The sequence below is a fragment of the Streptomyces taklimakanensis genome, from assembly GCF_009709575.1.
In the GTDB taxonomy this organism is placed as follows: Bacteria; Actinomycetota; Actinomycetes; order Streptomycetales; family Streptomycetaceae; genus Streptomyces; species Streptomyces taklimakanensis.
In genome coordinates this window covers 2,233,025-2,259,785 of sequence record NZ_WIXO01000001.1, presented here as the reverse complement: position 1 = coordinate 2,259,785, position 26,761 = coordinate 2,233,025, and the positions used below count along the sequence as shown (strand labels likewise).

General features: G+C 72.4%; 22 protein-coding genes and 1 tRNA gene. 10 read left to right on the top strand and 13 right to left on the bottom strand.

Translation table 11 applies throughout. From position 1 onward, the window contains the following. Positions 1–128: 128 nt before the first annotated feature. Positions 129–1,799, bottom strand: a complete 1,671-nt coding sequence (locus F0L17_RS09785) for a sodium:solute symporter family protein (RefSeq protein ID WP_155070763.1) — start codon at positions 1,797–1,799, stop codon at positions 129–131. A 119-nt stretch (positions 1,800–1,918) separates the two neighbouring features. On the opposite strand from F0L17_RS09785, the gene galT reads away from it, so the two are divergent. The 4 genes from galT (at position 1,919) to F0L17_RS09765 (ending at position 6,346) form a co-directional block, all read left to right on the top strand. Beyond that, on the top strand, positions 1,919–3,034 hold the full coding sequence (gene galT / locus F0L17_RS09780; protein WP_162466015.1) for a galactose-1-phosphate uridylyltransferase: 1,116 nt from the start codon (positions 1,919–1,921) through the stop codon (positions 3,032–3,034). After that, entirely contained in the window at positions 3,031–4,059 is a 1,029-nt protein-coding gene (galE, locus tag F0L17_RS09775) for a UDP-glucose 4-epimerase GalE (RefSeq protein WP_162466014.1), read from the top strand. The genes galT and galE overlap by 4 nt, the downstream gene beginning before the upstream one ends. An 11-nt stretch (positions 4,060–4,070) precedes the next feature. Then, a complete protein-coding gene (galK, locus tag F0L17_RS09770) occupies positions 4,071–5,282 on the top strand; it encodes a galactokinase (protein WP_155073419.1) in 1,212 nt (403 codons plus the stop codon). A gap of 302 nt (positions 5,283–5,584) precedes the next feature. Further along, a complete protein-coding gene (locus tag F0L17_RS09765) occupies positions 5,585–6,346 on the top strand; it encodes a LuxR C-terminal-related transcriptional regulator (RefSeq protein WP_162466013.1) in 762 nt (253 codons plus the stop codon). Between the two features lie 83 nt (positions 6,347–6,429). On the opposite strand, the gene F0L17_RS09760 is transcribed toward F0L17_RS09765, so the two are convergent. Beyond that, positions 6,430–6,936, bottom strand: coding sequence for a MarR family winged helix-turn-helix transcriptional regulator (locus tag F0L17_RS09760; protein ID WP_155070761.1), 507 nt, complete (start codon positions 6,934–6,936; stop codon positions 6,430–6,432). A gap of 172 nt (positions 6,937–7,108) precedes the next feature. Here F0L17_RS09760 and F0L17_RS09755 point away from each other — a divergent pair, with 172 nt between their 5' ends. Continuing rightward, positions 7,109–7,471, top strand: a complete 363-nt coding sequence (locus F0L17_RS09755; protein WP_162466012.1) for a VOC family protein — start codon at positions 7,109–7,111, stop codon at positions 7,469–7,471. A gap of 124 nt (positions 7,472–7,595) precedes the next feature. Here F0L17_RS09755 and F0L17_RS09750 read toward each other — a convergent pair whose 3' ends face one another. After that, entirely contained in the window at positions 7,596–8,264 is a 669-nt protein-coding gene (locus F0L17_RS09750) for a TetR family transcriptional regulator (protein ID WP_162466011.1), read from the bottom strand. Positions 8,265–8,271: 7 nt separating this feature from the next. Then, the gene (locus tag F0L17_RS09745) at positions 8,272–9,276 is read right to left on the bottom strand and encodes an acyl-CoA desaturase (protein ID WP_155070760.1); all 1,005 of its coding nucleotides are present in this window, start codon (positions 9,274–9,276) and stop codon (positions 8,272–8,274) included. 230 nt (positions 9,277–9,506) lie between these two features. Here F0L17_RS09745 and ppc point away from each other — a divergent pair, with 230 nt between their 5' ends. Then, positions 9,507–12,338, top strand: coding sequence for a phosphoenolpyruvate carboxylase (ppc, locus tag F0L17_RS09740; RefSeq protein ID WP_162466010.1), 2,832 nt, complete (start codon positions 9,507–9,509; stop codon positions 12,336–12,338). A 101-nt stretch (positions 12,339–12,439) separates the two neighbouring features. On the opposite strand, the gene F0L17_RS09735 is transcribed toward ppc, so the two are convergent. From F0L17_RS09735 to F0L17_RS09700, 8 genes are all read right to left on the bottom strand, one after another. Beyond that, positions 12,440–13,333, bottom strand: coding sequence for an LPXTG cell wall anchor domain-containing protein (locus F0L17_RS09735; protein WP_155070759.1), 894 nt, complete (start codon positions 13,331–13,333; stop codon positions 12,440–12,442). Between the two features lie 313 nt (positions 13,334–13,646). Further along, complete coding sequence (gene pth / locus F0L17_RS09730) at positions 13,647–14,237, bottom strand: aminoacyl-tRNA hydrolase (RefSeq protein WP_155070758.1); 591 nt, start codon at positions 14,235–14,237, stop codon at positions 13,647–13,649. A 181-nt stretch (positions 14,238–14,418) separates the two neighbouring features. Beyond that, the gene (locus F0L17_RS09725) at positions 14,419–15,009 is read right to left on the bottom strand and encodes a 50S ribosomal protein L25/general stress protein Ctc (protein WP_155070757.1); all 591 of its coding nucleotides are present in this window, start codon (positions 15,007–15,009) and stop codon (positions 14,419–14,421) included. Between the two features lie 231 nt (positions 15,010–15,240). Next, positions 15,241–16,218, bottom strand: coding sequence for a ribose-phosphate diphosphokinase (locus tag F0L17_RS09720; RefSeq protein ID WP_162466009.1), 978 nt, complete (start codon positions 16,216–16,218; stop codon positions 15,241–15,243). 100 nt (positions 16,219–16,318) lie between these two features. Then, positions 16,319–17,785, bottom strand: a complete 1,467-nt coding sequence (gene glmU / locus F0L17_RS09715; protein WP_162466008.1) for a bifunctional UDP-N-acetylglucosamine diphosphorylase/glucosamine-1-phosphate N-acetyltransferase GlmU — start codon at positions 17,783–17,785, stop codon at positions 16,319–16,321. Positions 17,786–17,971: 186 nt separating this feature from the next. After that, positions 17,972–18,964 carry a coiled-coil domain-containing protein gene (locus F0L17_RS09710; protein ID WP_202917857.1) on the bottom strand — a complete coding sequence of 331 codons (993 nt, stop codon included), beginning with the start codon at positions 18,962–18,964 and terminating at the stop codon, positions 17,972–17,974. A 340-nt stretch (positions 18,965–19,304) separates the two neighbouring features. After that, positions 19,305–21,611 (bottom strand): SUKH-4 family immunity protein, encoded by a 2,307-nt coding sequence (locus F0L17_RS09705; RefSeq protein ID WP_162466785.1) that lies wholly within the window; start codon positions 21,609–21,611, stop codon positions 19,305–19,307. Between the two features lie 5 nt (positions 21,612–21,616). Next, on the bottom strand, positions 21,617–22,621 hold the full coding sequence (locus F0L17_RS09700; RefSeq protein WP_155070755.1) for an SMI1/KNR4 family protein: 1,005 nt from the start codon (positions 22,619–22,621) through the stop codon (positions 21,617–21,619). Between the two features lie 296 nt (positions 22,622–22,917). Between F0L17_RS09700 and F0L17_RS09695 the strand changes: the two genes are divergently transcribed. Then, a complete protein-coding gene (locus F0L17_RS09695; protein ID WP_155070754.1) occupies positions 22,918–23,424 on the top strand; it encodes a YwqJ-related putative deaminase in 507 nt (168 codons plus the stop codon). Then, a complete protein-coding gene (locus F0L17_RS09690; protein WP_162466007.1) occupies positions 23,421–23,948 on the top strand; it encodes an SUKH-3 domain-containing protein in 528 nt (175 codons plus the stop codon). Before F0L17_RS09695 ends, F0L17_RS09690 begins: the two co-directional genes overlap by 4 nt. A 66-nt stretch (positions 23,949–24,014) precedes the next feature. Here the strand turns inward: F0L17_RS09690 and F0L17_RS09685 are convergent, their stop codons facing one another. After that, positions 24,015–25,442 (bottom strand): sensor histidine kinase, encoded by a 1,428-nt coding sequence (locus F0L17_RS09685; protein WP_155070753.1) that lies wholly within the window; start codon positions 25,440–25,442, stop codon positions 24,015–24,017. Between the two features lie 176 nt (positions 25,443–25,618). On the opposite strand from F0L17_RS09685, the gene F0L17_RS09680 reads away from it, so the two are divergent. Together F0L17_RS09680 and F0L17_RS09675 are read left to right on the top strand one after the other, a co-directional pair. Continuing rightward, the gene (locus tag F0L17_RS09680; protein ID WP_155070752.1) at positions 25,619–26,320 is read left to right on the top strand and encodes a helix-turn-helix domain-containing protein; all 702 of its coding nucleotides are present in this window, start codon (positions 25,619–25,621) and stop codon (positions 26,318–26,320) included. 7 nt (positions 26,321–26,327) lie between these two features. Next, positions 26,328–26,399: transfer RNA gene (locus F0L17_RS09675), tRNA-Gln, on the top strand. Positions 26,400–26,761 lie beyond the last annotated feature (362 nt).

Genomic DNA, 26,761 nt, shown 5'->3' with positions numbered 1-26,761 from the left:
GCGCCAGTCCGTGCCCGGGGTGCCGGGCGCGCCGGTCTCGTGGGGGTCCTGGGAGCCGTGGGGTCCGGTCGGGTCGTTCTTGCCGTTCGTCACGGTGGATCACATCCTTCGCTGTGCGGTGCGGGCGCTCAGAAGGAGAACGGGATGTAGCACAGGGCGGCGAGCACGAGAGCGCCCCAGCCCAGCAGTGCGGGCCTGCGGTACCACGCCTCGTCGCCCGCCGCCGCCGGCTCGGCCACGCCGGGCGCCCGGGTGCCGTACACCAGACCGGCCAACTGCTCGACGGGCTTCGGTTTGGTGAAGAGGGTGACGGCGCCGACGACGACGGCGCCGACGACGAAGGCGATGATGGCGGAGACGAAGTTGGCGCCCTGGTCGGAGGGGATGTCGACCAGCCCGCCCCGGTAGAACCAGAAGTAGTTGATCATCGCCGCGACCGTGCCGGCCAGCAGTCCCCAGAAACCGGCGGCGGGCGTCATCCGCCGCCAGAACATGCCGATGATGAAGACGGTGAACAGCGGCACGTTGAAGAAGGAGAACAGCGTCTGGAGGTAGTTCATGATGTTGCTGAACGTCGCCGCGATGAACGCCGTCCCCATGCCCAGCAGCACGCCGACGGCGGTGACGACCCGGGCGGTGGTGACGTAGTACGAGTCGGGGCGGCCCTTCACCAGGTAGGCCCTCCAGATGTCATGGGTGAACACCGTGTTGAAGGCCGAGACGTTGGCGGCCATGCCGGCCATGAAGGCGGCGAGCAGACCGGTCACCGCGATGCCCAGCACACCGTTGGGCAGCAGGTCCCGCATCAGCAGCGGGATCGCCTCGTTGTACTCCAGGCCGCTGCCCGGGCCGATGTCGGGGGCGACCACCAGCGCGACCAGGCCGGGGATGACGACGAGCGCCGGAATGAAGATCTTGGGGAAGGCCGCGATCAGCGGGGTGCGCTGGGCGGCGGAGAGGTTCTTGGCGGACAGGGCGCGCTGCACCTCGGCGAAGTTGGTCGTCCAGTAGCCGAAGCTCAGGGCGAAGCCCAGGCCGAGCACGATGGTGAGCCAGTTGGCGCCGAGCGGGTTGTCCGAACCGATGCCGGTGCCGCCCCAGGCGGAGACGAAGTTGTCGCCCTGCGAGGCGGTGAGCGAGTCGCGCAGCCCGCTCCAGCCACCCACCCGGGTCAGGGCGAGGACGGTCAGCGGGATCAGCCCGGCCAGGATCACGAAGAACTGCACGACCTCGTTGTAGATGGCCGAGGACAGGCCGCCCAGGGTGATGTACAGCAGCACGAACAGGCCCGCGACGACGATGGAGACCCACTGCGGCCAGCCCAGCAGCGCCTCCAGGACGATGGCGAGCGCGTAGAGGTTGACGCCCGCGATCAGCACCGAGGCGGCCGAGAACAGCACGCCGCTGAGCAGGTGGGAGGACGGGCCGAAGCGGTGCAGCAGGAACTCGGGCACCGAGCGCACCCGTGACCCGTAGTAGAAGGGCATCATCACCAGACCGAGGAAGACCATGGCCGGGATGGCGCCCACCCAGTACCAGTGCACGGTGTAGACGCCGTACTGCGCGCCGTTGGCGGCCATGCCCAGGATCTCCAGGGCGCCGAGGTTGGCCGCGATGAAGGCGAGGCCGGTGACCCAGGCGGGCAGCGAGCGGCCGGAGAGGAAGAAGTCGAGGCTGGTCTTGATGCTGCGCCGGGCCGCGAACCCGACTCCCAGGACGACGAGGAAGTAGATGGCGAGGATCGCGTAGTCGAGCGCGTTCGTGGGGAGCCGGAGATCCTGGGCCAACTGGTGGGGCATGAGCAGGTCGCCTCCATGGCGTGACGGGGCCGGTGTGGGGGGGAGCCCCTTGACGTCAATGTTCACTCATGGTTTTTTATGTTCGATTATGTTTGGGTCGTAGTATAGGGAGACCCCAGGTGAAGAAGACCCCGACCCGCCTCGCCGATGGCCGTGAACTCGTCTACTACGACGTTCACGACACCGCGGGACGCGACGCCGTCGACCGGCGCCCCCTGGACGCCGTCGCCACGGCGTCGGAGATCCGCCACGACCCGTTGCTCGACGAGTGGGTCGCCGTCACCGCGCACCGTCAGGCACGTACGTACCACCCGCCACAGAATGAATGCCCGCTCTGCCCGTCCCGGAACGGGCGGATGACGGAGGTCCCCGCCGAGGACTACCAGGTGGCCGTCTTCGAGAACCGCTTCCCGTCCCTGGCGGGCCCGCCCGGCCCGGCGACGGCCGAGGACCCCGGAGGGCTCTTCCCGCACGCTCCGGGCGCCGGTCGGTGCGAGGTGGTCTGCTTCACCTCCGACCACGACGCCTCCTTCGCCGACCTCACCGACGAGCGGGCCGCCCTGGTGCTGGACGCCTGGACCGACCGCACCGCCGAACTGTCGGCGCTGCCCGGAGTACGGCAGGTGTTCTGCTTCGAGAACCGGGGCCGGGAGATCGGCGTCACCCTCGGCCACCCCCACGGCCAGATCTACGCCTACCCCTTCGTCACCCCGCGCACCGAGCGGACGCTCCGCTCGGCCGCCGCCCACCGCGAGCGCACGGGCGGCAACCTCTTCGACGACGTCGTCGCCGCCGAACGCGCCGAGGGACGGCGGGTGGTGATGGACACCGACCACTGGACCGCCTTCGTGCCGCACGCCGCGCGCTGGCCCTACGAGGTGCACCTGTACCCCAGGCGGCGGGTGCCGGACCTGACGGAGTTGGACGACGCCGCCCGCGGGGAGTTCCCCGGTGTCTACCTGGAGCTGCTGCGGCGCTTCGACCGGATCTTCGGCCCCGACGAACCGCCCACGCCCTACATCTCCGGCTGGCACCAGGCGCCCCTGGGGCCGGAGGGGGAGAAGGAGTGGTCCGGACGGGCGGACTTCGCCCTCCACCTGGAACTTTTCACGATCCGACGCACGTCCGGCAAGCTGAAGTACCTGGCCGGCTCGGAGTCCGGCATGGGCGTGTTCATCAACGACGTGCCGCCGGAGACCGCGGCGGAGCGACTGCGAGAGGTGGCGAGCGAGTGAGCGGCAGGTATCTGGTGACCGGCGGTGCCGGTTACGTCGGCAGCGTCGTGGCGGCGCACCTGCTGGAGGCGGGACACCGGGTGACGGTCCTGGACGACCTGTCCACCGGCTTCCGGGAGGCGGTGCCCGCCGGCGCGGAGTTCGTCGAGGGCCGCGTCCAGGACGCCGCGCGCCTGCTGGACGGCCCCCCTGCCGCCGGCGGGGACGGCCCCGCCTACGACGCGGTGCTCCACTTCGCGGCCAGTTCGCAGGTCGGCGAGTCCGTCGTCCGCCCCGAGAAGTACTGGAGCAACAACGTCGGCGGCACGATGGCGCTGTTGGACGCCATGCGCGGGGCGGGCGTGCGCACCCTGGTGTTCTCCTCCACGGCCGCCACCTACGGCGAGCCCGAGGAGGTCCCCATCCCCGAGGACGCCCCCACCGCGCCGACCAACCCCTACGGCGCCTCCAAGCTCGCCGTGGACCACATGATCGCCGGCGAGTGCGCGGCCCACGGCCTGGCCGCCGTCTCGCTGCGCTACTTCAACGTGGCCGGCGCCTACCGCGGCCCGAGCGGAACCGTCCTGGGGGAGCGGCACGACCCCGAGTCGCACCTCATCCCGCTGGTGCTCGACGTCGCCCTCGGCCGGCGGGAGGCGATCTCCGTCTACGGCGACGACTACCCCACGCCCGACGGCACCTGCGTGCGCGACTACATCCACGTCGCCGACCTGGCCGAGGCCCATCTGCTGGCGCTGGTCGCCGCCGAGGCGGGCGAGCACCTGGTGTGCAACCTCGGCAACGGCAACGGCTTCTCCGTCCGCGAGGTGATCCGGACGGTCCGCGAGGTCACCGGCCACCCGATCCCCGAGAAGGTGGCGCCGCGCCGGGGCGGCGACCCGGCGTTCCTGGTCGCCTCCGCCGACCGGGCCAGGAGGCGGCTGGGCTGGCGGCCGTCCCGCCCCGAACTGAAGGACATCGTCGCCGACGCCTGGGCCTTCGCCCGGGGGCGGGAGACGCGGAGCACGTCGGGAGGCGGAGCGTGAGCGATCCGGTGATGGCGGCGGAGGCCGCCCAGACGGCGGAGGCGGTCGAGGGCTTCCGCGCGGTCCACGGTGGTGATCCCGCCGGGGTGTGGGCCGCTCCGGGCCGGGTCAACCTGATCGGCGAGCACACCGACTACAACGACGGTTTCGTGATGCCGCTGGCGCTGCCGCACACCGCCCGGGTGGCCGCCGACCGGCGTGACGACGGGGCGCTGAACCTGTACTCGGCCGACGTGCCGGACGGCACGGCGCGGCTGACCGTCGACAAACTCGCGGCCGAGCGCGAGGCCGGGCTCGCGTCCGGCGGGGGCGGGGGCTTCGGCGGCTGGGCCGCCTACCCGGCCGGCGTGGTGTGGGCGATGCGCGAGGAGGGGCTGCTGCCCGGGGACGGCGCGGGCGCCGACCTGTACGTCCGCAGCGACGTGCCCGTCGGCGCGGGGCTGTCCTCCTCGGCGGCCCTGGAGGTCGCCACGGCCGTGGCGTTGAACGACCTGTACGGGCTGGGGCTCTCCCCGGAACGGATCGCCCTGCTGTGCCGCCGTGCCGAGAACGACTTCGTCGGCGTTCCCAGCGGGATCATGGACCAGATGGCGTCGGCCTGCTGCACCGCCGGGCACGCGCTGTACCTGGACACCCGTGACCTGACGCGCCGCCAGGTCCCGCTCGACCTGGCCGCCGAGGGGCTGCGGCTGCTGGTGGTGGACACCCGGGTGCAGCACGCGCTGGGCGACGGCGAGTACGCCCGCCGCCGGGCCGGTTGCGAGGAGGCCGCCGCCGCCCTGGGCGTGCGCGCCCTGCGCGACGTGCCGTACGAGGAGCTCGACGCGGTGCCGGCCCGGCTGGCCGATCCGGCCCTGCTTCCCCTGGTGCGCCACGTGGTCACCGAGAACCGACGTGTGCGGCGGGTCATCGACCTGCTGGACGCGGGGGAGACCCGTGCCGTCGGCCCGGTGCTGACCGAGGGCCACGCCTCGCTGCGCGACGACTTCGCCGTCTCCTGTCCCGAGCTGGACCTGGTGGTGGAGACGGCGAACGCGGCGGGCGCGCTGGGCGCCCGGATGACGGGCGGCGGCTTCGGCGGCTCGGCGATCGTCCTGGTGGAGGCGGCCGGGGCGGAGTCGGTCGGAGCGGCGGTCACCGAGGCGTTCGCCGCGGCGGGGCACCGTCCCCCGCGACTGTTCGAGGCGCTTCCCTCGACGGGGGCGCGTCGTCTGGACGTGTGACCACTTCTCGTCGGAAACGATCACTCGGTGCCGGGGGAGGGGCACATACCGCGCCAGTGGTGTCCGAACGGGCCGCCGGACCGGACAGTTTTCCCCAACCCTCTTCCCATGCCGGACCCCCGCCGTACGCTGATGAGCAGCACCGGTGGGGGCCGGTGCGCATCAGGGGGCGAGACACGCCGGATGACGGTGTCCGGCGCGGGTACCGGCAGTGCACGGCGGCGGCTGTGCGGCCGAGCCGGTCCCAGCGCCGGGCGCCGCGCCGGCACGGGCGGGGTCCTCTACGGCGGCAGGGGGTGTGCGTGCAACGTATCCGGGTTCTCGTGGTGGACGACCACCGCATATTCGCCGAGTCGCTCGCCGCTGCGCTCGCGGTGGAGCAGGACGTGGAAGTGGCCGCCGCGGGCAGCCTCCCCGCGGCCCTGCGCGCCCTGGAGCGGGCCGGTGCCGAGGGGCGTCGGTTCGACGTGCTGCTGGTCGACGCCGAGTTGGGCGATGCGCGCCCGGAGGCGCCGGGCGCGGCCTGTCGGACGGGGGAGTTCTCCGGTGGCGCGGAGGCGCCGGGCGCGGCCGGCGGGATGCCCCTGGTGGCGCGGGTCCACACCGTCCACCCCGGTGTCCGCACGGTCGTGCTCGCCGAACGCGACGATCCGGGGCGCGCGGCCGCGGCGCTCCAGGCCGGGGCGTCGGGCTGGGTCGCCAAGGACTGCTCGCTCTCCCGGCTGCTCCAGGTGGTCCGGGGCGTGCTGCGGGACGAGACGCACCTGCCGCCCGCGCTGTTGACGGGGGTGCTGCGCGAGTTGACGGCGGCCCGCCGGCACCGCACCGAGAGCGAGCGGCTGGTGGAGTCGTTGACGCCGCGCGAGCACGAGGTGCTGCGGTGCATGGTGGCCGGGCTGGGGCGCAAGGCGGTCGCCGAGCGCCTCTACCTCTCCCCGCACACCGTCCGCACCCACATGCAGAACGTCCTGGGCAAGCTGGGGGTGCACTCCACCCTGGCGGCGGTGGCGCTGGCCCGGCGGGCGGGGGTCTGTCCGGCGGATCTGGAGCACGTGGCGACATAGGTGCCGTGGGAGACGGGGCGGCACCACGATCGTGTGTCAGGATCATGACAGCCGGACGGGCGTGCCGTCCCCGGGGCCGGTGCCTAGTCGTGGCCCGCGGAGAGGTTGTCGAAGGGGGCGGTGAGCTGCCGCAGCAGTCCGGCCAGCTCCTCGCGCCGGTCCGGCGAGAGCCGGGCGAGGATCGCCCTCTCCTGCTCCAGCAGTCCGGCCAGGGCGCGGTCGGCGCGGTCGCGCCCGGAGTCCGTCAGCCGCACCAGGACGCCCCGCCGGTCGCTGGGGTCGGGCAGCCGCTCGACGAGCCCCTTCTTCGCCAGTCGGTCGATCCGGTTGGTCATCGTCCCGGAGGTGACCAGGGTCTGGGTGAGCAGTTGCCCGGGGGAGAGCTGGTAGGGGGCGCCGGCCCGGCGCAGCGCGGTCAGCACGTCGAACTCCCAGGGCTCCAGGCCGTGCTCGGAGAACGCGATGCGGCGCGCCCGATCGAGGTGGCGGGCGAGCCTGCTGACCCGACTGAGCACCTCCAGGGGCTCCACGTCGAGATCGGGGCGCTCGCGGCGCCACGCTGCCACCAATCGGTCGACCTCGTCCTGCATGTGACCAGTGTAGTAGTTCTGTCGATGTTAAGTCTCTTGACATCAAGATAACTGGAAGGGGAGGCTCTCCCCGTGGCCCTCCCCGGCACCCTCGTGCCGTTCCGCCGGATCCTCGCCGTCGCCCGCAAGCCCGCCCGAGCCGCCCGCGGGCCCGTCCGAGAAGGAGAAACCCGTGTTGGAGACGCTCGACCACGTCCAACTCGCCGCCCCACCCGGCTCCGAGGACGCCCTGCGCGCCTACTACGTCGGGGTGCTCGGCATGACCGAGACCCCCAAACCACCCGTGCTCGCGGCCCGCGGCGGTTGCTGGTTCGAGGCGGGCGACGTCCGGCTCCACCTGGGGATCGAGGAGGACTTCCGACCCGCCCGCAAGGCCCACCCCGGCATCCGGGTGAGGGACGTCGAGGCCGTCGCCACCCGCCTGGAGGCCGCCGGCCACGAGGTCGTCCGGGACGACACCCTCCCCGGCCACCGCCGCTTCCACACCACGGACCCGGTCGGCAACCGTCTGGAGTTCCTGGAACCGACCGGCTGACGTCGCGCGGAACGCGCCGAGGCACGGGGACACCCCGACGTGGGAGGAGCCCGGCACGGAAGACGCGGAGGCGGTGGCGGCGCGCCGCGCGCCGCCACCGCCTCCGCGTGCGAGGGGATCCGACTCAGCTGCGTCGGTGACCTATCAACCGCGGCTTCTGCTCCAGCCCGTCCAGCCCGTGCCACGCCAGGTTCACCAGGTGGGCGGCGACCTCGGGCTTGTTCGGCTTGCGGGCGTTCAACCACCACTGCCCCGTCAGGGCCACCATGCCGACCAGGGCCTGGGCGTACAGCGGTGCCAGTTTGGGGTCGAAGCCGCGCGCCTCGAACTCCAGGCCCAGGATGTCCTCCACCTGGGTGGCGATGTCACTGATCAGCGAGGCGAAGGTGCCCGTCGACTGGGCGACGGGCGAGTCGCGCACCAGGATGCGGAAGCCGTCGGTGTACTGCTCGATGTAGTCCAACAGGGCGAAGGCCGCCTGCTCCAGCAGCTCGCGCGGATGGCCGCCGGTCAACGCGCCCGTCACCATGTCCAGCAGCCGGCGCGTCTCCCGGTCGACCACGACCGCGTACAGGCCCTCCTTGCCGCCGAAGTGCTCGTAGACCACGGGCTTGGAGACCCCGGCCGTGGCCGCGATCTCCTCCACCGACGTCCCCTCGAAACCACGTTCGGCGAAGAGCGCGCGACCGATGTCCAGCAGCTGCTCGCGGCGCTCCTTCCCCGTCATGCGACGGCGCCCCCGTCGGGTCGAGCCCGCTGCCCTGTCCTTGGTACTGCTGTCGTCGGTCGCCACTCCTCCATCATGCCGCTTTCGCGGTCTCCTCCTTGCGACGGGCGTTGATCCGCTTGTCCGACGGCCACCGCACGTCGTACGCCCAGCCGGCCTTCTCGAACCAGCGGATCAGTCGGGCGCTGGAGTCGATCTGCCCCTTGAGCACGCCGTGCCGGGCGCAGGTCGGATCGGCGTGGTGCAGGTTGTGCCAGGACTCCCCGCAGGAGAGCACCGCCAGCCACCACACGTTGCCCGAGCGGTCGCGCGACTTGAACGGACGCTTGCCGACGGCGTGGCAGATGGAGTTGATCGACCAGGTGACGTGGTGCAGCAGCGCCACCCGCACCAGGGAACCCCAGAAGAAGGCGGTCAACGCGCCCTGCCAGGACATCGTCACCAACCCGCCGACCACCGGCGGGATCAGCAGCGACACGGCCGTCCACAGCACGAACTGGCGGGAGATGCGGCGGAGCGCCGGGTCCTTGATCAGATCCGGGGCGTACTTGTGCTGCGGGGTCTGCTCCTCGTCGAACATCCAACCGACATGCGCCCACCACAGGCCCTTGAGCAGGGCGGGAACGGTCTCGCCGTAACGCCAGGGGGAGTGGGGGTCTCCTTCGGCGTCGGAGAACTTGTGGTGCTTGCGGTGGTCGGCCACCCAGCGCACCAACGGGCCCTCGACCGCCATCGACCCGGCGATGGCCAGGGCGATCCGCAGCGGCCTCTTCGCCTTGAACGAGCCGTGCGTGAAGTAGCGGTGGAAACCGATGGTGATGCCGTGGCAGCCCAGGAAGTACATGCCGACCAGGAGCCCGAGGTCCAGCCAGCTCACCCCCCAGCCCCAGGCGAGCGGGACCGCGGCCACCAGGGCGACGAAGGGAACGGTGATGAACAGCAGCAACGTGATCTGCTCGACGGAACGGCGCTGTTCCCCGCCGAGCGTGGCGGACGGCAGCGGAGTCTCCCCGGGGGAGGCCGAAGGCCCACCCGGGTCCTCGGGGTTCTTGCGAAGTACGTCCGGACTGATGGTCATAGGTGACTCTCGTGTGAAGCTGGGGGACGGGGGATCGCGGCACCGCGGTGCCGCTTTACCTACGGTTCCGTAACCTACGGCAACGTAAGCATGGCAGTCACGGGGGATGGAACAACAGGGCCGCATGATGGACGGGATGATCCGTGCGGCCCGGTACCGGCCTATCCTGGTGGCCGTCGGACAACGCGGTCCGTGACCTGCCAGAAGCATCGCCGCAAGGAGCCGCACCTGTGAGCAGTGCCGACACCTCCTCGACCTCCGGTGGTACCAACCCCGCACCGGGTGGGGAGGTCCCCACGCCGGGCGTTCCGGGTACCCCGGAGACGGCCCGGGAATCCAGTGACCCCGAAACCACTTCCGAGACCAGCAGCGCCCTGCGGGCCGACATCCGCCGACTGGGTGACCTCCTCGGCGAGACCCTGGTCCGCCAGGAAGGCGCCGACCTGCTGGAACTCGTCGAGCGCGTACGCGCCCTGACCAGGACGGACGGCGACGCCGCCGCCGCGCTGCTCAGCCGCACGGACCTCGCCACGGCGACCAAGCTGGTCCGCGCCTTCTCCATCTACTTCCACCTGGCCAACGTCGCCGAGCAGGTCCACCGCGGACGCGAACTGCGCGCCCGCCGGGCCGCCGAGGGGGGCAACCTCGCCCGCACGGCGGACATGCTCAAGGAGGCCGATCCCGAGCACCTGAGGGAGACGGCCGCGAACCTCGGCGTCCGCCCGGTGTTCACCGCGCACCCGACGGAGGCCGCCCGCCGCTCGGTGCTCACCAAGCTCCGCAAGGTCGCGGAGCTGCTGGAGAACACCGACCCCAACGAACGTCGCCGCACCGACCTGCGACTCGCCGAGAACATCGACCTGATCTGGCAGACCGACGAACTGCGCGTGGTCCGTCCGGAGCCGGCCGACGAGGCGCGCAACGCCATCTACTACCTCGACGAGCTGCACCGCGGGGCCGTCGGCGACGTCCTGGAGGACCTGGCCGCCGAACTGGAGCGCGCCGGCGCCCCGCTGCCGCCCGCCACCCGCCCGCTGACCTTCGGCACCTGGATCGGCGGTGACCGCGACGGCAACCCCAACGTCACCCCCGACGTCACCTGGGAGGTGCTGCTGCTCCAGCACGAGCACGGCATCACCGACGCCCTGGAACACGTCGACGAGTTGCGCGCCGCCCTGTCCAACTCCATCCGCGTCAGCGGCGCCACCGAGGAGCTCCGGGAATCCCTCCGACGGGACCTGGAACTCCTGCCGGAGATCAGCCCCCGCTACAAGCGCCTCAACGCCGAGGAGCCCTACCGGCTCAAGGTCACCTGCGTCCGGCAGAAGCTGATCAACACCCGCGAGCGGTTGGCCGAGGGCGATCCGCACGTACCCGGCCGGGACTACCTGGGCACCGGCGAGCTGCTGGACGACCTGGGGCTGGTCCAGAAGTCGCTGCGCGAACACCGCGGCTCCCTGGTCGCCGACGGTCACCTGGAGCGCGTCCTGCGCACCCTGGCCTCCTTCGGCCTCCAGCTGGCCACCATGGACGTGCGCGAGCACGCCGACGCCCACCACCACGCCCTGGGACAGCTCTTCGACCGGCTCGGCGAGGAGTCCTGGCGGTACGCCGACATGCCGCGCGACTACCGGCAGCGGCTGCTGGCCAAGGAGCTGCGCTCGCGCCGCCCGCTGGCCCCCACCCCGGCGCCGCTGGACGCCGCCGGCGCCAAGACCCTCGGCGTCTTCGAGACGATCCGCAGGGCGTTGGACACCTTCGGCCCCGAGGTCATCGAGTCCTACATCATCTCCATGTGCCAGGGCGCCGACGACGTGTTCGCCGTCGCCGTCCTCGCCCGCGAGGCCGGACTGGTCGACCTGCACGCCGGTTGGGCCCGCATCGGCATCGTGCCGCTGCTGGAGACCACCGACGAGCTGCGCATCGCCGACGAACTGCTCGACCAGATGCTGTCCGACCCCTCCTACCGGCGGCTGGTCGCCCTGCGCGGCGACGTCCAGGAGGTCATGCTCGGCTACTCCGACTCCTCCAAGTTCGGCGGCATCACCACCTCCCAGTGGGAGATCCACCGCGCCCAGCGCCGGCTGCGCGACGTCGCCCACCGGCACGGGGTGCGGCTGCGCCTCTTCCACGGCCGCGGCGGCACCGTCGGCCGCGGCGGCGGCCCCACCCACGACGCGATCCTCGCCCAGCCCTGGGGCACCCTGGAGGGCGAGATCAAGGTCACCGAGCAGGGCGAGGTCATCTCCGACAAGTACCTCATCCCCTCCCTGGCCCGGGAGAACCTGGAGCAGACCGTCGCGGCCACCCTCCAGGCGTCCGCCCTGCACACCGCGCCGCGCCAGTCGGACGAGGCGTTGGCCCGTTGGGACGCCGCGATGGACGTGGTCTCCGACGCCGCCCACGCCGCCTACCGGAGGCTGGTGGAGGACCCGGACCTGCCCGCGTACTTCTTCGCCTCCACCCCCGTCGACCAGCTCGCCGACCTCCACCTGGGGTCCAGGCCGTCGAGGAGGCCCGACTCCGGCGCGGGTCTGGACGGGTTGCGGGCGATCCCGTGGGTGTTCGGCTGGACGCAGTCGCGGCAGATCGTGCCCGGCTGGTTCGGCGTCGGCTCCGGGTTGCGGGCCGCCCGTGAGGCGGGACTGAACAGCGTGTTGGACGAGGCGTACGAGCGCTGGCACTTCTTCCGCAACTTCCTGTCCAACGTCGAGATGACGCTGGCCAAGACCGACCTGCGGATCGCCCGCCACTACGTGGAGACGCTGGTCCCCGCCGAGCTGCGGCACATCTTCGCCACCATCGAGGCCGAGCACGACCTGACGGTGCGCGAGGTGCTGCGCATCACCGGGGAGGAGGAGCTGCTGGACGCCAACCCGGTGCTCAAGCAGACCTTCGCCATCCGCGACGCCTACCTGGACCCGATCTCCTACCTCCAGGTCACGCTGCTGGCCCGGCAGCGCGAGGCGGCACAGCGCGGTGAGGACCCCGATCCGCAGCTGAGCCGTGCCCTGCTGTTGACCGTCAACGGTGTCGCGGCAGGGTTGCGCAACACCGGCTGACACCGCCGCGTCCGGTCCGGACGACGCGAAGGGCCTCTCTCCCGCCGACGGGAGAGAGGCCCTTCGTCTTGGTCTTCGACCGTGCGCCGTGCGCGGTCGGATCAGTGCTGCGCGGCCCTGCGGCGGCGCAGCACCAGGTACGAACCCACGCCCAGCAGGGCCGCGGCGGCCGCGGCGAGCGCGGCGGCCGGGATCGAGGAACCGGTCTCGGCCAGGTTGCCGTCGCCGTTCGGCTGCTCACCCGGTGCGTCGCCGGTGGTGCCCTCGGTGGTGTCCTCCGAGCCGCCGGTGGTGTCCTCCGTGCCACCGGTGGTGTCGCCGGTGGTGCCCTCGGTGGTGTCCTCCGAGCCGCCGGTCGTGCCGCCGGTGGTGTCCTCCGAGCCGCCGGTCGTGCCGCCGGTGGTGTCCTCCGTGCCACCGGTGGTGTCACCGGTCGTGCCGCCGGTGGTGTCCTCCGTGCCACCGGTGGTGTCGCCGGTCGTGCCGCCGGTGGTGTCCTCCGTGCCACCGGTGGTGTCGCCGGTCGTGCCGCCGGTGGTGTCCTCCGAGCCGCCGGTCGTGCCCCCGGTGGTGTCCTCCGAGGCGGGGCAGGTGTGGGACAGGTTGAACTTGTCCTGCGGGACCTTGCCCTTGACCTCGGCCTCGATGTCGACGAGCTTCGCCCCGGGCTCCGAGGCCACGTAGGCGTGCTTGTCGGACGGAGGACCGAAGTCGGTGATCGTCTGGGTACCGCCGGGTTCGAACGTGACCGTCAGCTTCACGAAGTCGGCCTTGCCGCCCGGCAGCACGAAGTGCCAACCGTCCTTGTCGGCCGGGACGGTGGGACAGTCGTCCTCCTGCGGCGCCGCGCCGTCGTTCTCGGTGGCCGTGCGCGGCAGGGGCTGACGCAGCTCGGGGGTGTAGGTGCCGGTCGCGAACGCGGGGGCGGCCGGGGCCAGCAGCAAGGCGGCTGACGCGGCCACTGCCGCGGCACGCGTCGACGTAAGGGTGCGCATGAACTACCACCTTCGGTGGCGGGGGACATCACGGACGTGCGGGGGGTGGATCGGTAGCCTCCAACGCCCCAGCGGTCCGGTCAAGCGAGATACGCCCCGCATCTGCCGCTGTGTCACTTTCGCCCACCAAAAGGGAAGACAACGATCTCATCACTATGGGCGCGTGCGTGATTGAACCGCCGAGATCGAGGAACGCGCAGCTCACCCGGGTACGCGGCAGCACCGCGAACGCCGCGTCCGTCAGGGCCGGCCCCAACGGCCCGGCCGCCCGTGCCGCCCGGTGCGTCCGCGGGCCGTCCGCCCCGGGACGCCGTCAGGAGTTGTAGGCGCCCTGGGCCCGTTCCAGTCCTTCGACCAGCAGGCACTCCACGGCGTCGGCGGCCCGGTCCACGAAGTAGTCCAGCTCCTTGCGCTCGGTGGAGGAGAAGTCCTTCAACACGAAGTCGGCCACCGGCATCCGGCCCGGCGGGCGGCCGATCCCGAACCGCACCCGGTGGTAGTCCGGCCCCAACGCCTTGGTGACGGACTTCAGGCCGTTGTGACCGTTGTCGCCGCCGCCCCTCTTCAGCCGCAGCGCCCCGTAGTCGATGTCCAGTTCGTCGTGGACGACGACCAGGCGGTCGACGGGCACCTTGTAGAAGTCGCGCAGCGCGGTGACGGGGCCGCCCGAGAGGTTCATGTACGACATCGGCTTGGCCAGCACCACGCGCCGGCTGCCCGTCCCCGGAACGCCCAGTCGGCCCTCCAGCACCTGCGCGCGGGCCCGGTGGGTCCTGAACCGTCCCCCGATCCGCTCCGCGAGCAGGTCGGCGACCAGGAACCCCACGTTGTGCCGGTTCGCCGCGTACTGGGGGCCGGGGTTGCCCAGGCCCACCACCAGCCAGGGGGTGTCGGCGTCGCTCATCGTCGTCCTTTCCTGGGGCGGGCCGCCGCCACGGGCGACGGGGCCGGCCGGGGGCGGATACGGGTGTGGGCCCGCACGGTGGTGCGGGCCCGGAAGGCCGCCGTCCCGCCCGGAGGGGCGGAACGGCGGCCGGGGATCCGGAGGGAACCGGAAGGAACGGCGGCGGGAGCGCCGCCCGGGGTCACTCCCCGGCGCCCTCGCCCTCGGCGCTCTCGCCCTCGGTGGGCTCCGAGGCCTGGGCCGACAGCACGTTGAGGACGACGGTGTCCTCGTCCACGGCCAGGCTGCTGCCCTTGGGCAGCGGGATGTCCTTGGCCAGGACGGAGTCGCCCGCGGCCAGTCCCTCGATGGAGACGGTGACCGACTCCGGGATGTGGGTGGCCTCGGCCTCGACCGACAGCGTGTTCAGCACGTGCTCCAGCAGGTGCTGGCCCGGGGCCAGGTCACCCTCGGTGTGCACCGGGATCTCGACGGTGACCTTCTCGCCCTTCTCCACCACGAGCAGGTCCACGTGGACCAGGAAGCCGCGGATGGCCTCACGCTGGACGGCCTTGGGGATCACCAGCTCCTGACGGCCCTCGATGTCGAGCGTGATCAGCACGTTCGAGTTCTTCAGGGCCATCATCAGGTCGTAGCCGGGGAGGGCCACGTGCACCGGGTCGCCGCCGTGGCCGTAGACGACACCGGGGACCTTCTCCTGGCGGCGCAGCCGGCGGGAAGCGCCCTTGCCGAACTCCTTGCGGATCTCGGCGGAAATCTTGACGTCAGCCATGACGCACTCCTCGTCTCTCTCAAGTCGGTTCTGTGGCGGTTGCCAGAGCTACTCGGCCACGACTGACCTGCTGCGAAGAGCGCGTCGATTACGGACACCGTGCCGCTTCGGACACGGCTCCCTCGCCGAGCAACTCCACGATTCTACCGCCCCGGCTCCCCGGGCCGGACACACCCGGGGCGCCGCACCGGGAACCACCCGGCGCGGCGCCCCGCGAAGGCGTTGGACCGATCACGCCTGTTCGTCGAAGAGGCTGGTCACCGAGCCGTCCTCGAACACCTCGCGCACCGCGCGGGCGATCGTCGGCGCCATCGACAGCACCGTGATCTTGTCGACGTCCACCTCGCTCGGCGTCGGCAGGGTGTTGGTGAAGATGAACTCGCTCACGTTCGAGTTCTTCAGCCGGTCCGCCGCCGGACCGGACAGCACGCCGTGCGTGGCCGCCACGATCACGTCCTCGGCGCCGTTGGCGAACAGCGCGTCCGCCGCCGCGCAGATCGTGCCGCCGGTGTCGACCATGTCGTCCACCAGCACGCACACCCGACCCCGCACGTCACCGACCACCTCGTGGACGGTGACCTGGTTGGCCACGTCCGGGTCGCGGCGCTTGTGCACGATCGCCAGCGGCGCGCCCAGCCGGTCGCACCAGCGGTCGGCGACCCGCACCCGGCCCGCGTCCGGCGAGACCACCGTCAGCTTGTCGCGGTCCACCTTGCCGCCGACGTAGTCCGTCAGCACCGGCAGGGCGAACAGGTGGTCGACGGGGCCGTCGAAGAAGCCCTGGATCTGGTCGGTGTGCAGGTCCACCGTCAGGATCCGGTCCGCGCCGGCCGTGCGCAGCAGATCGGCGATCAGCCGCGCCGAGATCGGCTCGCGGCCGCGGTGCTTCTTGTCCTGCCGCGCGTAGCCGTAGAACGGCACGATCACGGTGACGCTCCGGGCCGAGGCCCGCTTGAGCGCGTCCACCATGATCAGCTGCTCCATGATCCATTTGTTGATCGGAGCGGTGTGGCTCTGCATCAGGAAGCAGTCGGCACCACGGGCCGACTCCTGGAACCGCACGTAGATCTCACCATTGGCGAAATCGAACGCCTTCGTCGGGACCACGCTGACACCGAGATGCCCCGCGACCTCCTCTGCCAGCCTGGGGTGGGCGCGGCCGGAGAAGAACATCAACTTCTTCTGGCCGGTCGTCTTGATCCCGGTCACAACACAATCTCCTTGCCAGCATCGTTTCGTCGGGGCGCACCACGGTGTGCGCTTCTCACGGTACGCCCTGTCCGGCGCGGTTCCGCCGGGTCGGCCCAGGTCACTCCGGGGTCGCGGGGGTTTTGTCGGTCTTCTCCTCGGCGGCCCGGGCCGCCCGCGCGGCGGCGCTCCCGGGGCGCTTTCTGGCCACCCAGCCAGGGATGTTGCGCTGCTGGCCGCGCGCGACGGCCAGGGAACCCGGGGGCACGTCCTTGGTGATCACCGACCCGGCGGCGGTGTAGGCGCCGTCCCCGACGGTGACAGGAGCCACAAACATGTTGTCCGAGCCCGTCTTGCAGTGCGAGCCGATCGTGGTGTGGTGCTTGGTCTCCCCGTCGTAGTTCACGAAGACGCTGGCCGCGCCGATGTTCGTGTACTCGCCGATCGTGGCGTCGCCCACATACGACAGGTGCGGCACCTTCGTGCCCTCGCCCACCTCGGCGTTCTTCATCTCCACGTACGTGCCGGCCTTCGACTTCGGCCCCAGCCGCGTCCCGGGCCGCAGATACGCGTACGGCCCCACCGACGCGTCCGGGCCGATCTCGGCGGAGTCGGCGACCGCGTTGGACACCACCGCGCCCCCACCCACCCGGGTGTCGGACAGCCGGCAGTTCGGGCCCACCTCGCAGCCCTCGCCCAGGTGCGTGGCGCCCAGCAGTTGCGTGCCCGGGTGCACCAGCGCGTCCCGCTCGTACGTGACCGTCGCGTCTAGCCACGTCGTGGCCGGATCCACCACGGTCACGCCGGCCAGCATCGCCCGTTCCAGCAGCCGCTCGTTCAACAGCCTGCGCGCCTCGGCCAACTGCACCCGGTTGTTGATCCCGACGATCTCCCGGTGGTCGTCCGCCACGCACGCGCCCACCCGGTGCCCGTCGGCGCGCAGGATCCCCAGCACGTCGGTGAGGTACTCCTCGCCCTGGCTGTTGTCGGTGCTCAGCCGGCCCAGGGCGTCGGCCAGCAGCCGGCCGTCGAACGCGAAGACGCCCGAGTTGATCTCGCGGATCGCCCGCTGCTCCTCGTCGGCGTCCTTGTGCTCCACGATCGCCGTCACCGACCCGTCGTCGGCCCGCACGATCCGGCCGTACCCGGTGGCGTCCGGCACCTCGGCCGACAGCACCGTCACCGCGTTGCCCTCGGCCTCGTGGGACGCGGCCAGCCGGCCCAACGTCCCGCCCGTCAGCAGGGGGGTGTCGCCGCAGGTCACCACCACCGTTCCGGCCGGCTCCACACCGTCGTCCGCCAGCGCCCGGAGCGCGGTGCGCACCGCGTGCCCGGTGCCCCGCTGCTCGGCCTGCACCGCGGTGCGCGCCTTCGGGTCCACCACGGACAGGTGCTCGGTGACCTGTTCACGGCCGTGCCCCACGACCACGACCAACTCCCGCGGGTCCAGCTCGCGGGAGGCGGTGACGACGTGGCCGACGAGCGATCGTCCGCAGATGTCGTGGAGGACCTTGGGCCGGGCGGACTTCATGCGGGTGCCCTCACCCGCTGCGAGAACGACGACGGCTGCCGGGCGGTTGGCGCTCACGGGTGTGCCCTTCGGCTTCGGGACGGAACGGTGGATCGAACGACGGGGACGGCACCGGACGGACACGGCATCCGCCCCGCGTACACCCCAAGCATCCCCGGCGGACACCGCCGGTTCACGGGGAGGACCGCGGTGGAACCGTGCGGGAAGATGTGGTGTCCTCGGCAGGATACCGGGGGGAGCCGGTCATTCCGCCGGTGCCCCCTGGCCCGGGACCGTCCCGCCCCCCGGCCTCTCCGACGGCTCGGCCGGGTGCCTCGACTCCACGGAACCTTCGCTTCCGTCGGCTTCGCGGCCCTCGTCCGCGCCCCGACCGGTGAGCGTCGCCAGACCGGCCCGCACATGCGCCATGTGCCGCCGCATCGCTTCCGCGCGCTGCTCGTGGGCGGACAGGATCCGCTCCGTCTCCCGCTCGATCCGCTGCTGCCGCAACCGAGCCCGGGCCAGCAGGTCCGCGGCCCGCGCCTCGGCCTCGTCCTGCAGCCGCCGCGCCTCGGCCTCGGCCTCCGCCCGCTCCCGCCGGGCACGGTCCAGGAGCGACTCGCCCCGTCCGGTCAGATCCGCCACCCGCGCCGCCACCGTCGACTCGCGCGCCGCCAGCGCGCGGTCCAGCGCCTCGGACTCCTCGGCCTGCTTCCGCTCCTGGGCCAGCAGCAGCGCCTCGCACCGCTCGGCCGTCTCCCGCAGCCCCCGCTCGGCCTCGTCGCGCGACCGGCCCGCCTCGTCCCGCGCCGCCGCCCGCACCTCCGCGGCCGCCTCGCGCGCCGAGGCCACCACGGCCTCCGCCGCCGCGTCGGCCTCGGCGCGCACCCGCGCCGCCTCGTCGTGCGCCGCGTCCCGCCGGGCACGAGCCTCCGCCTCGGCACGCTCCCGCGTCTCCCCGGCCTCCGCCTCGGCGCGGGCCCGCAGCTCCCCGGCCTCGGCCTCCACCTCCGACAGCAGCAGGCCGGCCCGCTCGCCCAGCGCCTCGAACGAGGGCGGGGGCAGCGCGGCCACCGCCGACCGCAGCCGGTCCGCCTCCCCCTCCAACTCGCCCGCCAGCACACCCAGCCGGGTCAGACGTTCCCGTGCCTCCTCCAGATCCCGATACAGCTCGTCCGCGAAGCGATCCACCTGCTCGGGCCGGTAACCGCGACCCCGTACGACGGTGAAGCCGTGAGGCGACTTCGAAGCAGACATGGTGAACCCCTACCTCCACGCGATCCGGCGGACATCCCACCCAGCATGCGCCATGAGGCGCGGCAGGTCATAAACGACACAAACCGTACGAACGGCAGGGGAAGCGCGCGGCACCCGACGCGCCCCCGACCACACACCTCCCCCCACCGCCGCGTTCCCATCCGTACGGAATCGTCCTGTGAGCCACCCGACACCACATCCGACCCGCATCCGACCCGCATCCGACCCGCATCCGACGCGGCGTCCGGACACGGTGGTGCCCGGCCCCCGACGAGCGGGGACCGGGCACCACCGACGACACGGCCCGAGGACGAAGACCGCCGGAAGACCGCACCAGGGCCTACAACAGGCCGTCCCACATCTGCTCGAGCAACACGGACCACCAATTCTCCGGCCCCGCCAACGCCGCCGGGTCCAAACAGGCCAACATCCCCTGGAAGTCCACCGTCCAACGCCCCGCCTGCTCCGGCGTCAGACCGAACCGCAGCCGCCACATCCAGCCCAACAGCGCCATGCAGCGCACGAACTCCGGCAGACCGCTGTTCACGAACTGCGGCACCGCCGGCCGCCCGCTCGGATCGCCCTCCAGCGGCACCGCCACGATGTGCGCCGTCCCGTACTGCACGCACAGCTGACGCCCGTAGTCGTTCCCCACCACCAGGTACGACGCCGCGTCCGAACCGGGGAGCACCCCACGTTCCCGCGCCAGCTCCGCCAACGTGGGAACCGGCCGCCCCGGCTGCGCCTGCGCCCAGAAGAACGGCCCGAACTCCAGCGGCAGTCCCGCCCACACCAACGTCTGTCCGACCACGTCCGGCACGCCCTGACGGGACACCGCCCGCTGGTCGAAGCGGAACACCCCCTGCGGACCGAACGCCTCCACCAACTCCTGAGCCAGCCCCTGCGGCGGCACCGGCGGGGCCGGCTGGACCGGCGGCAACGGGGCGCGCACCGGAGCCGGCCGCGCCGGTCCGTCCGCCACCTGGTGCAACTCGCCCTGGTGCTCGATCAGATGCCGAACCCCCTGCCGGCGGGACGCCACATCACGGCCGTACGGCGCCGTGTGGCTGATCCGGACCCGCGGCCAGCTCTCCCGCACCATGCGCGCGCAGTAACCACCCGGCGCGTCACAGCACTCCAGCTCCGTGTGGAGCTCCAACACCTGCTGCGGCGGAACGTTCATCGCCCGCAGCTCGTGCAGGATCTGCCACTCCGGATGCGGCAGGCCCGGCGCCGAACGACGGATCACCTGTTGCTCCGAACCGTCCTGCGCCCGGTAGCGCAGCACCGCCATGTACCCCGGGCCCACCATCGGCACCCCACCCGGCTGCCCCGGATGGCCGTGACCGGCCCCGCCGTGCGCGGGAGCGGGCGGCGGTCCGGGAGGAGGCGGAGTACCCGGACCGGAGGGAGCCCCCGGTCCGCTCGCCGGTGGCCCGGCGAGCATCGTCGCCGCGTGGTGCACCCCGCCGCCGGACGGGCCGGCCCCGCCCGCCCCCGGAACACCGGGAACACCGGGAGCGCCGGGCGGGGCAGGGGTACCCGGTCCGTTCGCCGGTGGTTCGGCGAGCATCGTCGCCGCGTGGTGCACCCCACCACCGGACGGGCCGCCGTCATCCGCCCCCGCGGGCCTCGGCGCTCCGCCCCCCTGCGAGGCGACGTCGTCCGACGGCACCGTCCGCGTCGGCGCGGGGGAGGGACCACCACCGGACGGATCGGTCGACGACGCGGACCCCCCGCCCCCCGGGGCGCCGGGAGCGCCGGGCGGTGCGGGAGTACCCGGCCCGTCCGCCGACGAGGACGACGGATCGGGCGGCACCCGACCGGAGGTCGAACCGGCTTCCCGACCCTGCGGGTCGTCGAGCGCGGGAGCCACCGCCGTCCTCGGCAACGCGCTGCCGTCCGGCAGCAGCGCCGTCGCCGCCTCCGGGCTCACCCGAGGCGGCGGCGCGTCGTCGTCCTCGTCGCTCCCGCTGATCGGCGGCGCGAACACCGTCGCGGGCGACGGTCCCGTGTCCGCGCCCCGCCCACTGCCGTTGGTGTCCGTCGCGTCCCACGGCGAACCGCCCGCGGACGCCGAGGAACCCGCCGGGGACACGGGCGGGACGGACGAGGAGGACGAGGAACCGGACGGGGCGGACGGGCCGTCCACCGACCGTCCCGACCCGTCCGTCCCCGCCGCGTCGGAGGAGGCGGGGGAAGAAGGACCGGAAGGCGCTGAGGACGGCGGATCGTCCGGTGCCGGAGCCGGTGCCGGCCCGCCACCACGACGATCCGGAATCCCCAGCTGGTCCGCCGCCTCCTGCAACCACTCCGGCGGCGTCAACAGGAAGGAGGTCGCCTCGAGGTCCACCCGCTTCGGCGGGGCCGCCGGCGCCGGCTCCACCACCGCCCCGTACTCCTCCTCGTACCGGCGGATCACCTCGCCCACCGGCAGCCCCGGCCACAGCGTCGTCTCGCCGCTGTCCCGCGCGATCACCAACCGCTGCCGGCCGCCTCCCGTCGACGGACCGTCCGGCCGATCCTCGGCCCACGCCACGAACCCCAGGTCGAACTCCCGCACCCGCACCTCACGGTGCTGGTACGCCGGAACGCCACCGTTGACCCAGCGCTCCGCCCGCTCCTGCGCCTGCGCGAACGTCACCACCGCGCTCACCCCTCCACCGGAACGGCACGGGCGAACCCGCCGTCCACCATCAAGCTCGCCACGGTCTCCAACTCCGGCGGACCACCCGCCAACCGCAGCAGGAACTCGTCGAAGTCCGCGCCGCACGGCAACAACAGCTCCTCCACCCGCTGCGCCACCGTCAACCCGTCACGGTCCCGCGCGTCGTCGTAGGCGCAGAACCACACCGAGCCCACACCCGCACCGCGCACCTTCACCGCGACGATCCCGCCCTGCACGAACCCCACACCCAGGTAGTCCTTGGTCAGGTGATCCCGCAGGCACTTGTTCACGTACACCAGGTCGTTGACCGCCGCCTCCTCACGCACCGTGAAGAACGGCTGGTCCACCAGCAGCCCCAACTCCGCGTCCAACGCCACGCCCACCGGCGCGCAACCACCCGCCGCCTTCAGGAACGACCGGTACGCCTCCGGCAACCGGTACCCCAGCGACTCCTCCACGTCCAGCACCTGCTCCTCGGAGACCGCCACCCGGTGCGGCACCTCGAAGTGCGCCGGACGCGTCTCCCGCAGCGGCCGCGTTCCCCGCTTCCCGTGGTCCACCGCCGCCGTCGCCAGACCACCGTGGTGCCGCAACAGGGCCTTCACCTCGACCGGCACCAGCTCCAGCCGGCGCGAGTGCGCCACGTGGTGCCACGTCCAACCGTGCGGCGTCGCCACCGGCGGCAGGTCCGTCCACAACTCGTGCCCCTCCGCGTGCTGCGCCGCGTTCGCCGACACGTAGTCCGTCAACCGCAACTCGTCGACACCGAAACCCTCCGGAGGCTCCGCGATCTCCACCGCGGCCCTCGCGTACGGGGAGAAATCCGGATAACCCCGCTCGTCCACCCGCACACCCCCCGGGTGGCGGGCGGCCCGCACCGGATCCGGAAAACGCACGACCTGCCCCGAATAGGCCGTGTTCGGCGGCGCGAACTCCCCCTCGAACCGGGTACCGGGAGAGACCCCCAGCCCAGGCCTGCCTGTCGTCATGGCGGTGCCCCTCTGCTGGCAACTGGCTGACGAGCGCCGAAGAGCGCTGACCCGCACAGCCTAAGCGCAACCCCCGCGGCCGGTCCCGCCCCGTCCCACCCCCGAGGACCCCGCCCCGCCCCGCGGAGCACCCACCCCACCGCCCCCTCCGCACACACCACGGCGCACACCCCGCCCCCGCACCACGGCACACGACCGCGACATGCGCCACACAGCCCCAGCTTTCCCAACAGCCCACACATTTGGCACTCTGAACCGACGCCATCGGGGGGATGCGCGGGGAGGAAACGCCGACCATGCACGCCACACGACACCACACCGCGGGACACCCCGGAGACCCCCGCGTCACCTGGGGCGCCCCCGAGGACACCACCCCCGTCCTCCTCCACCGCCGCGACGGCATCATGCCCACCGTCGCCGCCGCCCTCTCCGTCAAGGGCCAACTCCTCACCTGCACCGCGGGCAAAGCCGACCGGCCCCCCACCCACCACCCCCTCGTCCAGGACTACCTCGACACCCTCACCGCCCCCCAGCGCGAACGCCACACCGGGCGCTGCCCCGAGGCCGTCCTCCTCTCCCGCTACCTCACCACCGCCGAAGCCGCCCGCGGCAAACGCGCCGCCCGCAAACCCCTCTCCACCGGAGAAGCCCGCAAGGCCCTCAGAGGCGCCAAGCTCACGACCCGTCGCATCCGCGAGGACGGCGACCCGCACCACGGCAGCTACGCACCGCCCTGCCGCTCCTGCACCGCGCTCCTCGCCCACTTCGGCGTCCGCACAGTCGACCCCACAGGAGAACGGTGACCACCCCCACTCCCACGCCGTCCGTCCCCGATCCCCGCGGTACCAGCACGCGCTTCCCCGTCCCCGTCGACGCCGCGCTCCGCGCCGCCGGCTGGCACCCCGGGCGCCACGACATAGCGCAGGCCGAGATCTGGGCCGACACCCTCCGCGACCACCACTCCCCGGCCGGACACCGCCACGCGATCTTCCCCGCCGCCGTCGAGGCCTGGGCGGAGTTCGGCGGCCTCCACATCACCAGCGCCGAACCCGGCCGCCACATCGCGCCCACGGCATTCCGCATCGACCCCCTACGCGGCATCCACTGGCCCCGCACCCTCTCCGACCTCGGCCGCGCCCTCGACACCCGGATCGCGCCCCTCGGGGAGGAGGACAACGGCAACGCCCTCCTCGCCGTCGACCTCCAGGGCCGCGTCTACAGCATCGACCACACCGGCGACTGGTACCTCGGCCCCACCGTCGACGCCGCCCTCACCACCCTGGTCACCGGCACCCAGCCCATCCGCCTTCCCCGCGACCCCGGCTGACCCGCCCCCGGACCGGGGACGACGCCCGCAGGCCCAGGCCCAGGCCCAGGCCCGCTCGCCCAGGCGTCACCCCCGGGCCGGAATCACCGCCGACACCCGGAAACCGCCCGACTCCGTCGCCCCCGACACGAACCCCCCACCCAGCGCCGTCACCCGTTCGCGCATCCCGACCAGGCCGTTCCCCCCACTGGGCAGCCCCGCGTCGCGCACGCCCGCCACCGGCGCCTCGTTCTCCACCGACACCGCCACCTCACCGGCGCGGTGCGCCAGCCGCACCCGCGTACGCGCGCCGCCCGCGTGCTTGTGCACGTTCGTCAACGCCTCCTGCACCACCCGGTACGCCGTCTGCTCCACCCGCCAGGCGTACGACCGCACCTCCCCCTCCACCGAGAGCTCCACGGCCATCCCCGCCGCCCGCGACTGCCCCACCAGGGCCTCCAGATCACCCAGGCACGGACCCGAGCCGTCCCCCTCGCCGGGCCCCGGCGCCGGCCCACCGGCCCCGCCGTCGAACGACCGCCGCGCCGCGCCCCGCCCCGCGGCGGCGGCCGCCCCCACGACCTCCGCGACCCGCGCCAACGGGCGCTCCTCCGGAACGCCCCCGTCCGTCTCCCGGCCACCCCCGTCCGAACCGCCCGACACCGCCGGCTTCACCTCGTGTGAACGCAGCACCCCCAGCATCGTCCGCAGCTCCGTCAACGCCTGCCGCCCCATGTCACCGATCAGCGCCGCGTTCCTCGACGCCTTCTCCGGATCCTTCAGGGCCACCGCCTGCAACGCCGCGGCGTGCACCACCATCAGACTCACCCGGTGCGCCACCACATCGTGCATCTCACGCGCGATCCGCGTCCGCTCCTCGTTCCGAGCCCACTCCGCGCGCTCCTCGGCACGGTCCGCCAGCAGCGTCAGCTCCCGCTCCAGGCCGTCCGCCCGCTCCCGCAGGCTCTCCACCAACCGCCGCCGCGCCCCCACGTACAGGCCCAGCAGCACCGGCGGAGCCGTCACCCCCAGCACCAACACCAGCGAGAGCACCGGGACGAACCACCGCAGCGACCCGTGGTCGTAGCCCTCCGGCGCCAGGTCGCTCCGCACCGACACCAGGGTGATGATCAGCGTCCCCAACGCCTGCATGCCCGACAACAGCGCGATGATCCGCCGCGGCACCTCCGACGCCGCCAGCGTGTACAGGGACACCACCGCCAGGACGACGCCCATCTCGGTCGGTGTCACCGCGATCGACACCAGCACCACCGCGATCGGCCACCGCCGCCGCAGCACCAGCGTCAGCCCGGCCAATGCCCCCAGACCGACCGACAACCCCACCGGGACACCGGCCTCACGCGCGAACGGAACCCCCTGAAGGCCGCACTCGACGCCGGACACCAGTGCGAGCACCACGTCCAACACCGCGCTTCGGCGCCGTTCCCACCACAGTGGCCCTCGATGCGCACGGCCCCGGTCACGGGCCTCGACGCTTTCCCCCGTCTCGGTCATACCGCCCAGCCTACGACCGCCCGCCACCGGTTTTTCGGGCGCCACCGCCCCAAAAGCCCCCGCATGTGACAGAGGAATGACGGGAGAACAACAGGAGAACAGGCATCTATCACTCGAACTGTTGAATCATCCCTGTTTTCGGTCATCACCCGCTTCCGCGATGCCAGGCTGACGCCATGGCCTTGGCGAAGACGGAGGCGCGGGAACGCGCCCGCGCCCTGCGGCGGGCGGGGAGGACGTACGACGAGATCGCGGCCGAGTTGGGCGTGTCGAAGAGTTCGGTGTCGCTGTGGGTGCGGGATCTGCCCCGGCCCGCGACGCCACCCGACCGGCTGCGCCGCATGCGGGAGGCCCGCTGGGCGCCGCACAGGCGGGAGCGGGCGATCAGGCGTCACCAGACGAAGCTGGCCGCGGCCAACGAGATCGGCCGCATGACGGACCGGGAGCTGTTCCTGGCCGGGGTGGGCCTCTACTGGGCGGAGGGTTCGAAGAGCAAGCCGCACAGAACGCGGGAGGAGGTGGTGTTCGTCAACAGTGACCCGACGATGATCCAGGTGTACCTGGCGTGGCTCTCGCTGCTCGGGATCGTGAGGGAGAGGTGGCAATTCCGGCTGATGATCCACGAGTCGGCGGACGCCGAGTCGGCGAAGCGCTTCTGGGCGGTTCTGGTGGGAGTGGACGCCTCGTCGTTCGAGAGGACGACGCTCAAGAAACACAATCCGAGGACGTCCCGCAAGAACGTCGGAGACGAGTACCGAGGGTGCCTCGTCGTTCGTGTACGAGACGGCGCCGACCTATACCGTCGCATCGAGGGCTGGTGGTACGGCATAGTAGTGGGGGCCAAGCGGCAACCCGAGAGGGTTTCCGGTTTGGTCTGATGTGCCATCCCCTGTGGTGTAATTGGCAGCACGACGGTTTTTGGTGCCGTTTGTCCAGGTTCGAGTCCTGGCGGGGGAGCTTCACACTCGTATGTAAGGGCTCACGACCTCTCGGGTCGTGGGCCCTTCGTCATGCCCCGGGGCGGTCCGGGGTCGCTCCCGCTTGAGGTTGACGTAGGGGAAGGGGGCACCCTCGGGGGTGACTCCCCTAGGGGCAGATACCCCCTTCCTCCTACCCCCACCTCGTCCCGTGGCAGGACGAGGTGGAAGTGGGGGCGTCCCTAGGCTGGCAGTGGGCTACCGGACAGGTGGGGTGGGGGTGGCCCCCCGGCGGACACGGGGCCCGGCACCATCGCGGCGCCGGTTCGGGGGCGGCAGGCTCGTGTGTGCCGGATCCGCGCTCGTCGAGCGCGCGTTCAGTCGGACAACGTCGAGGACTTC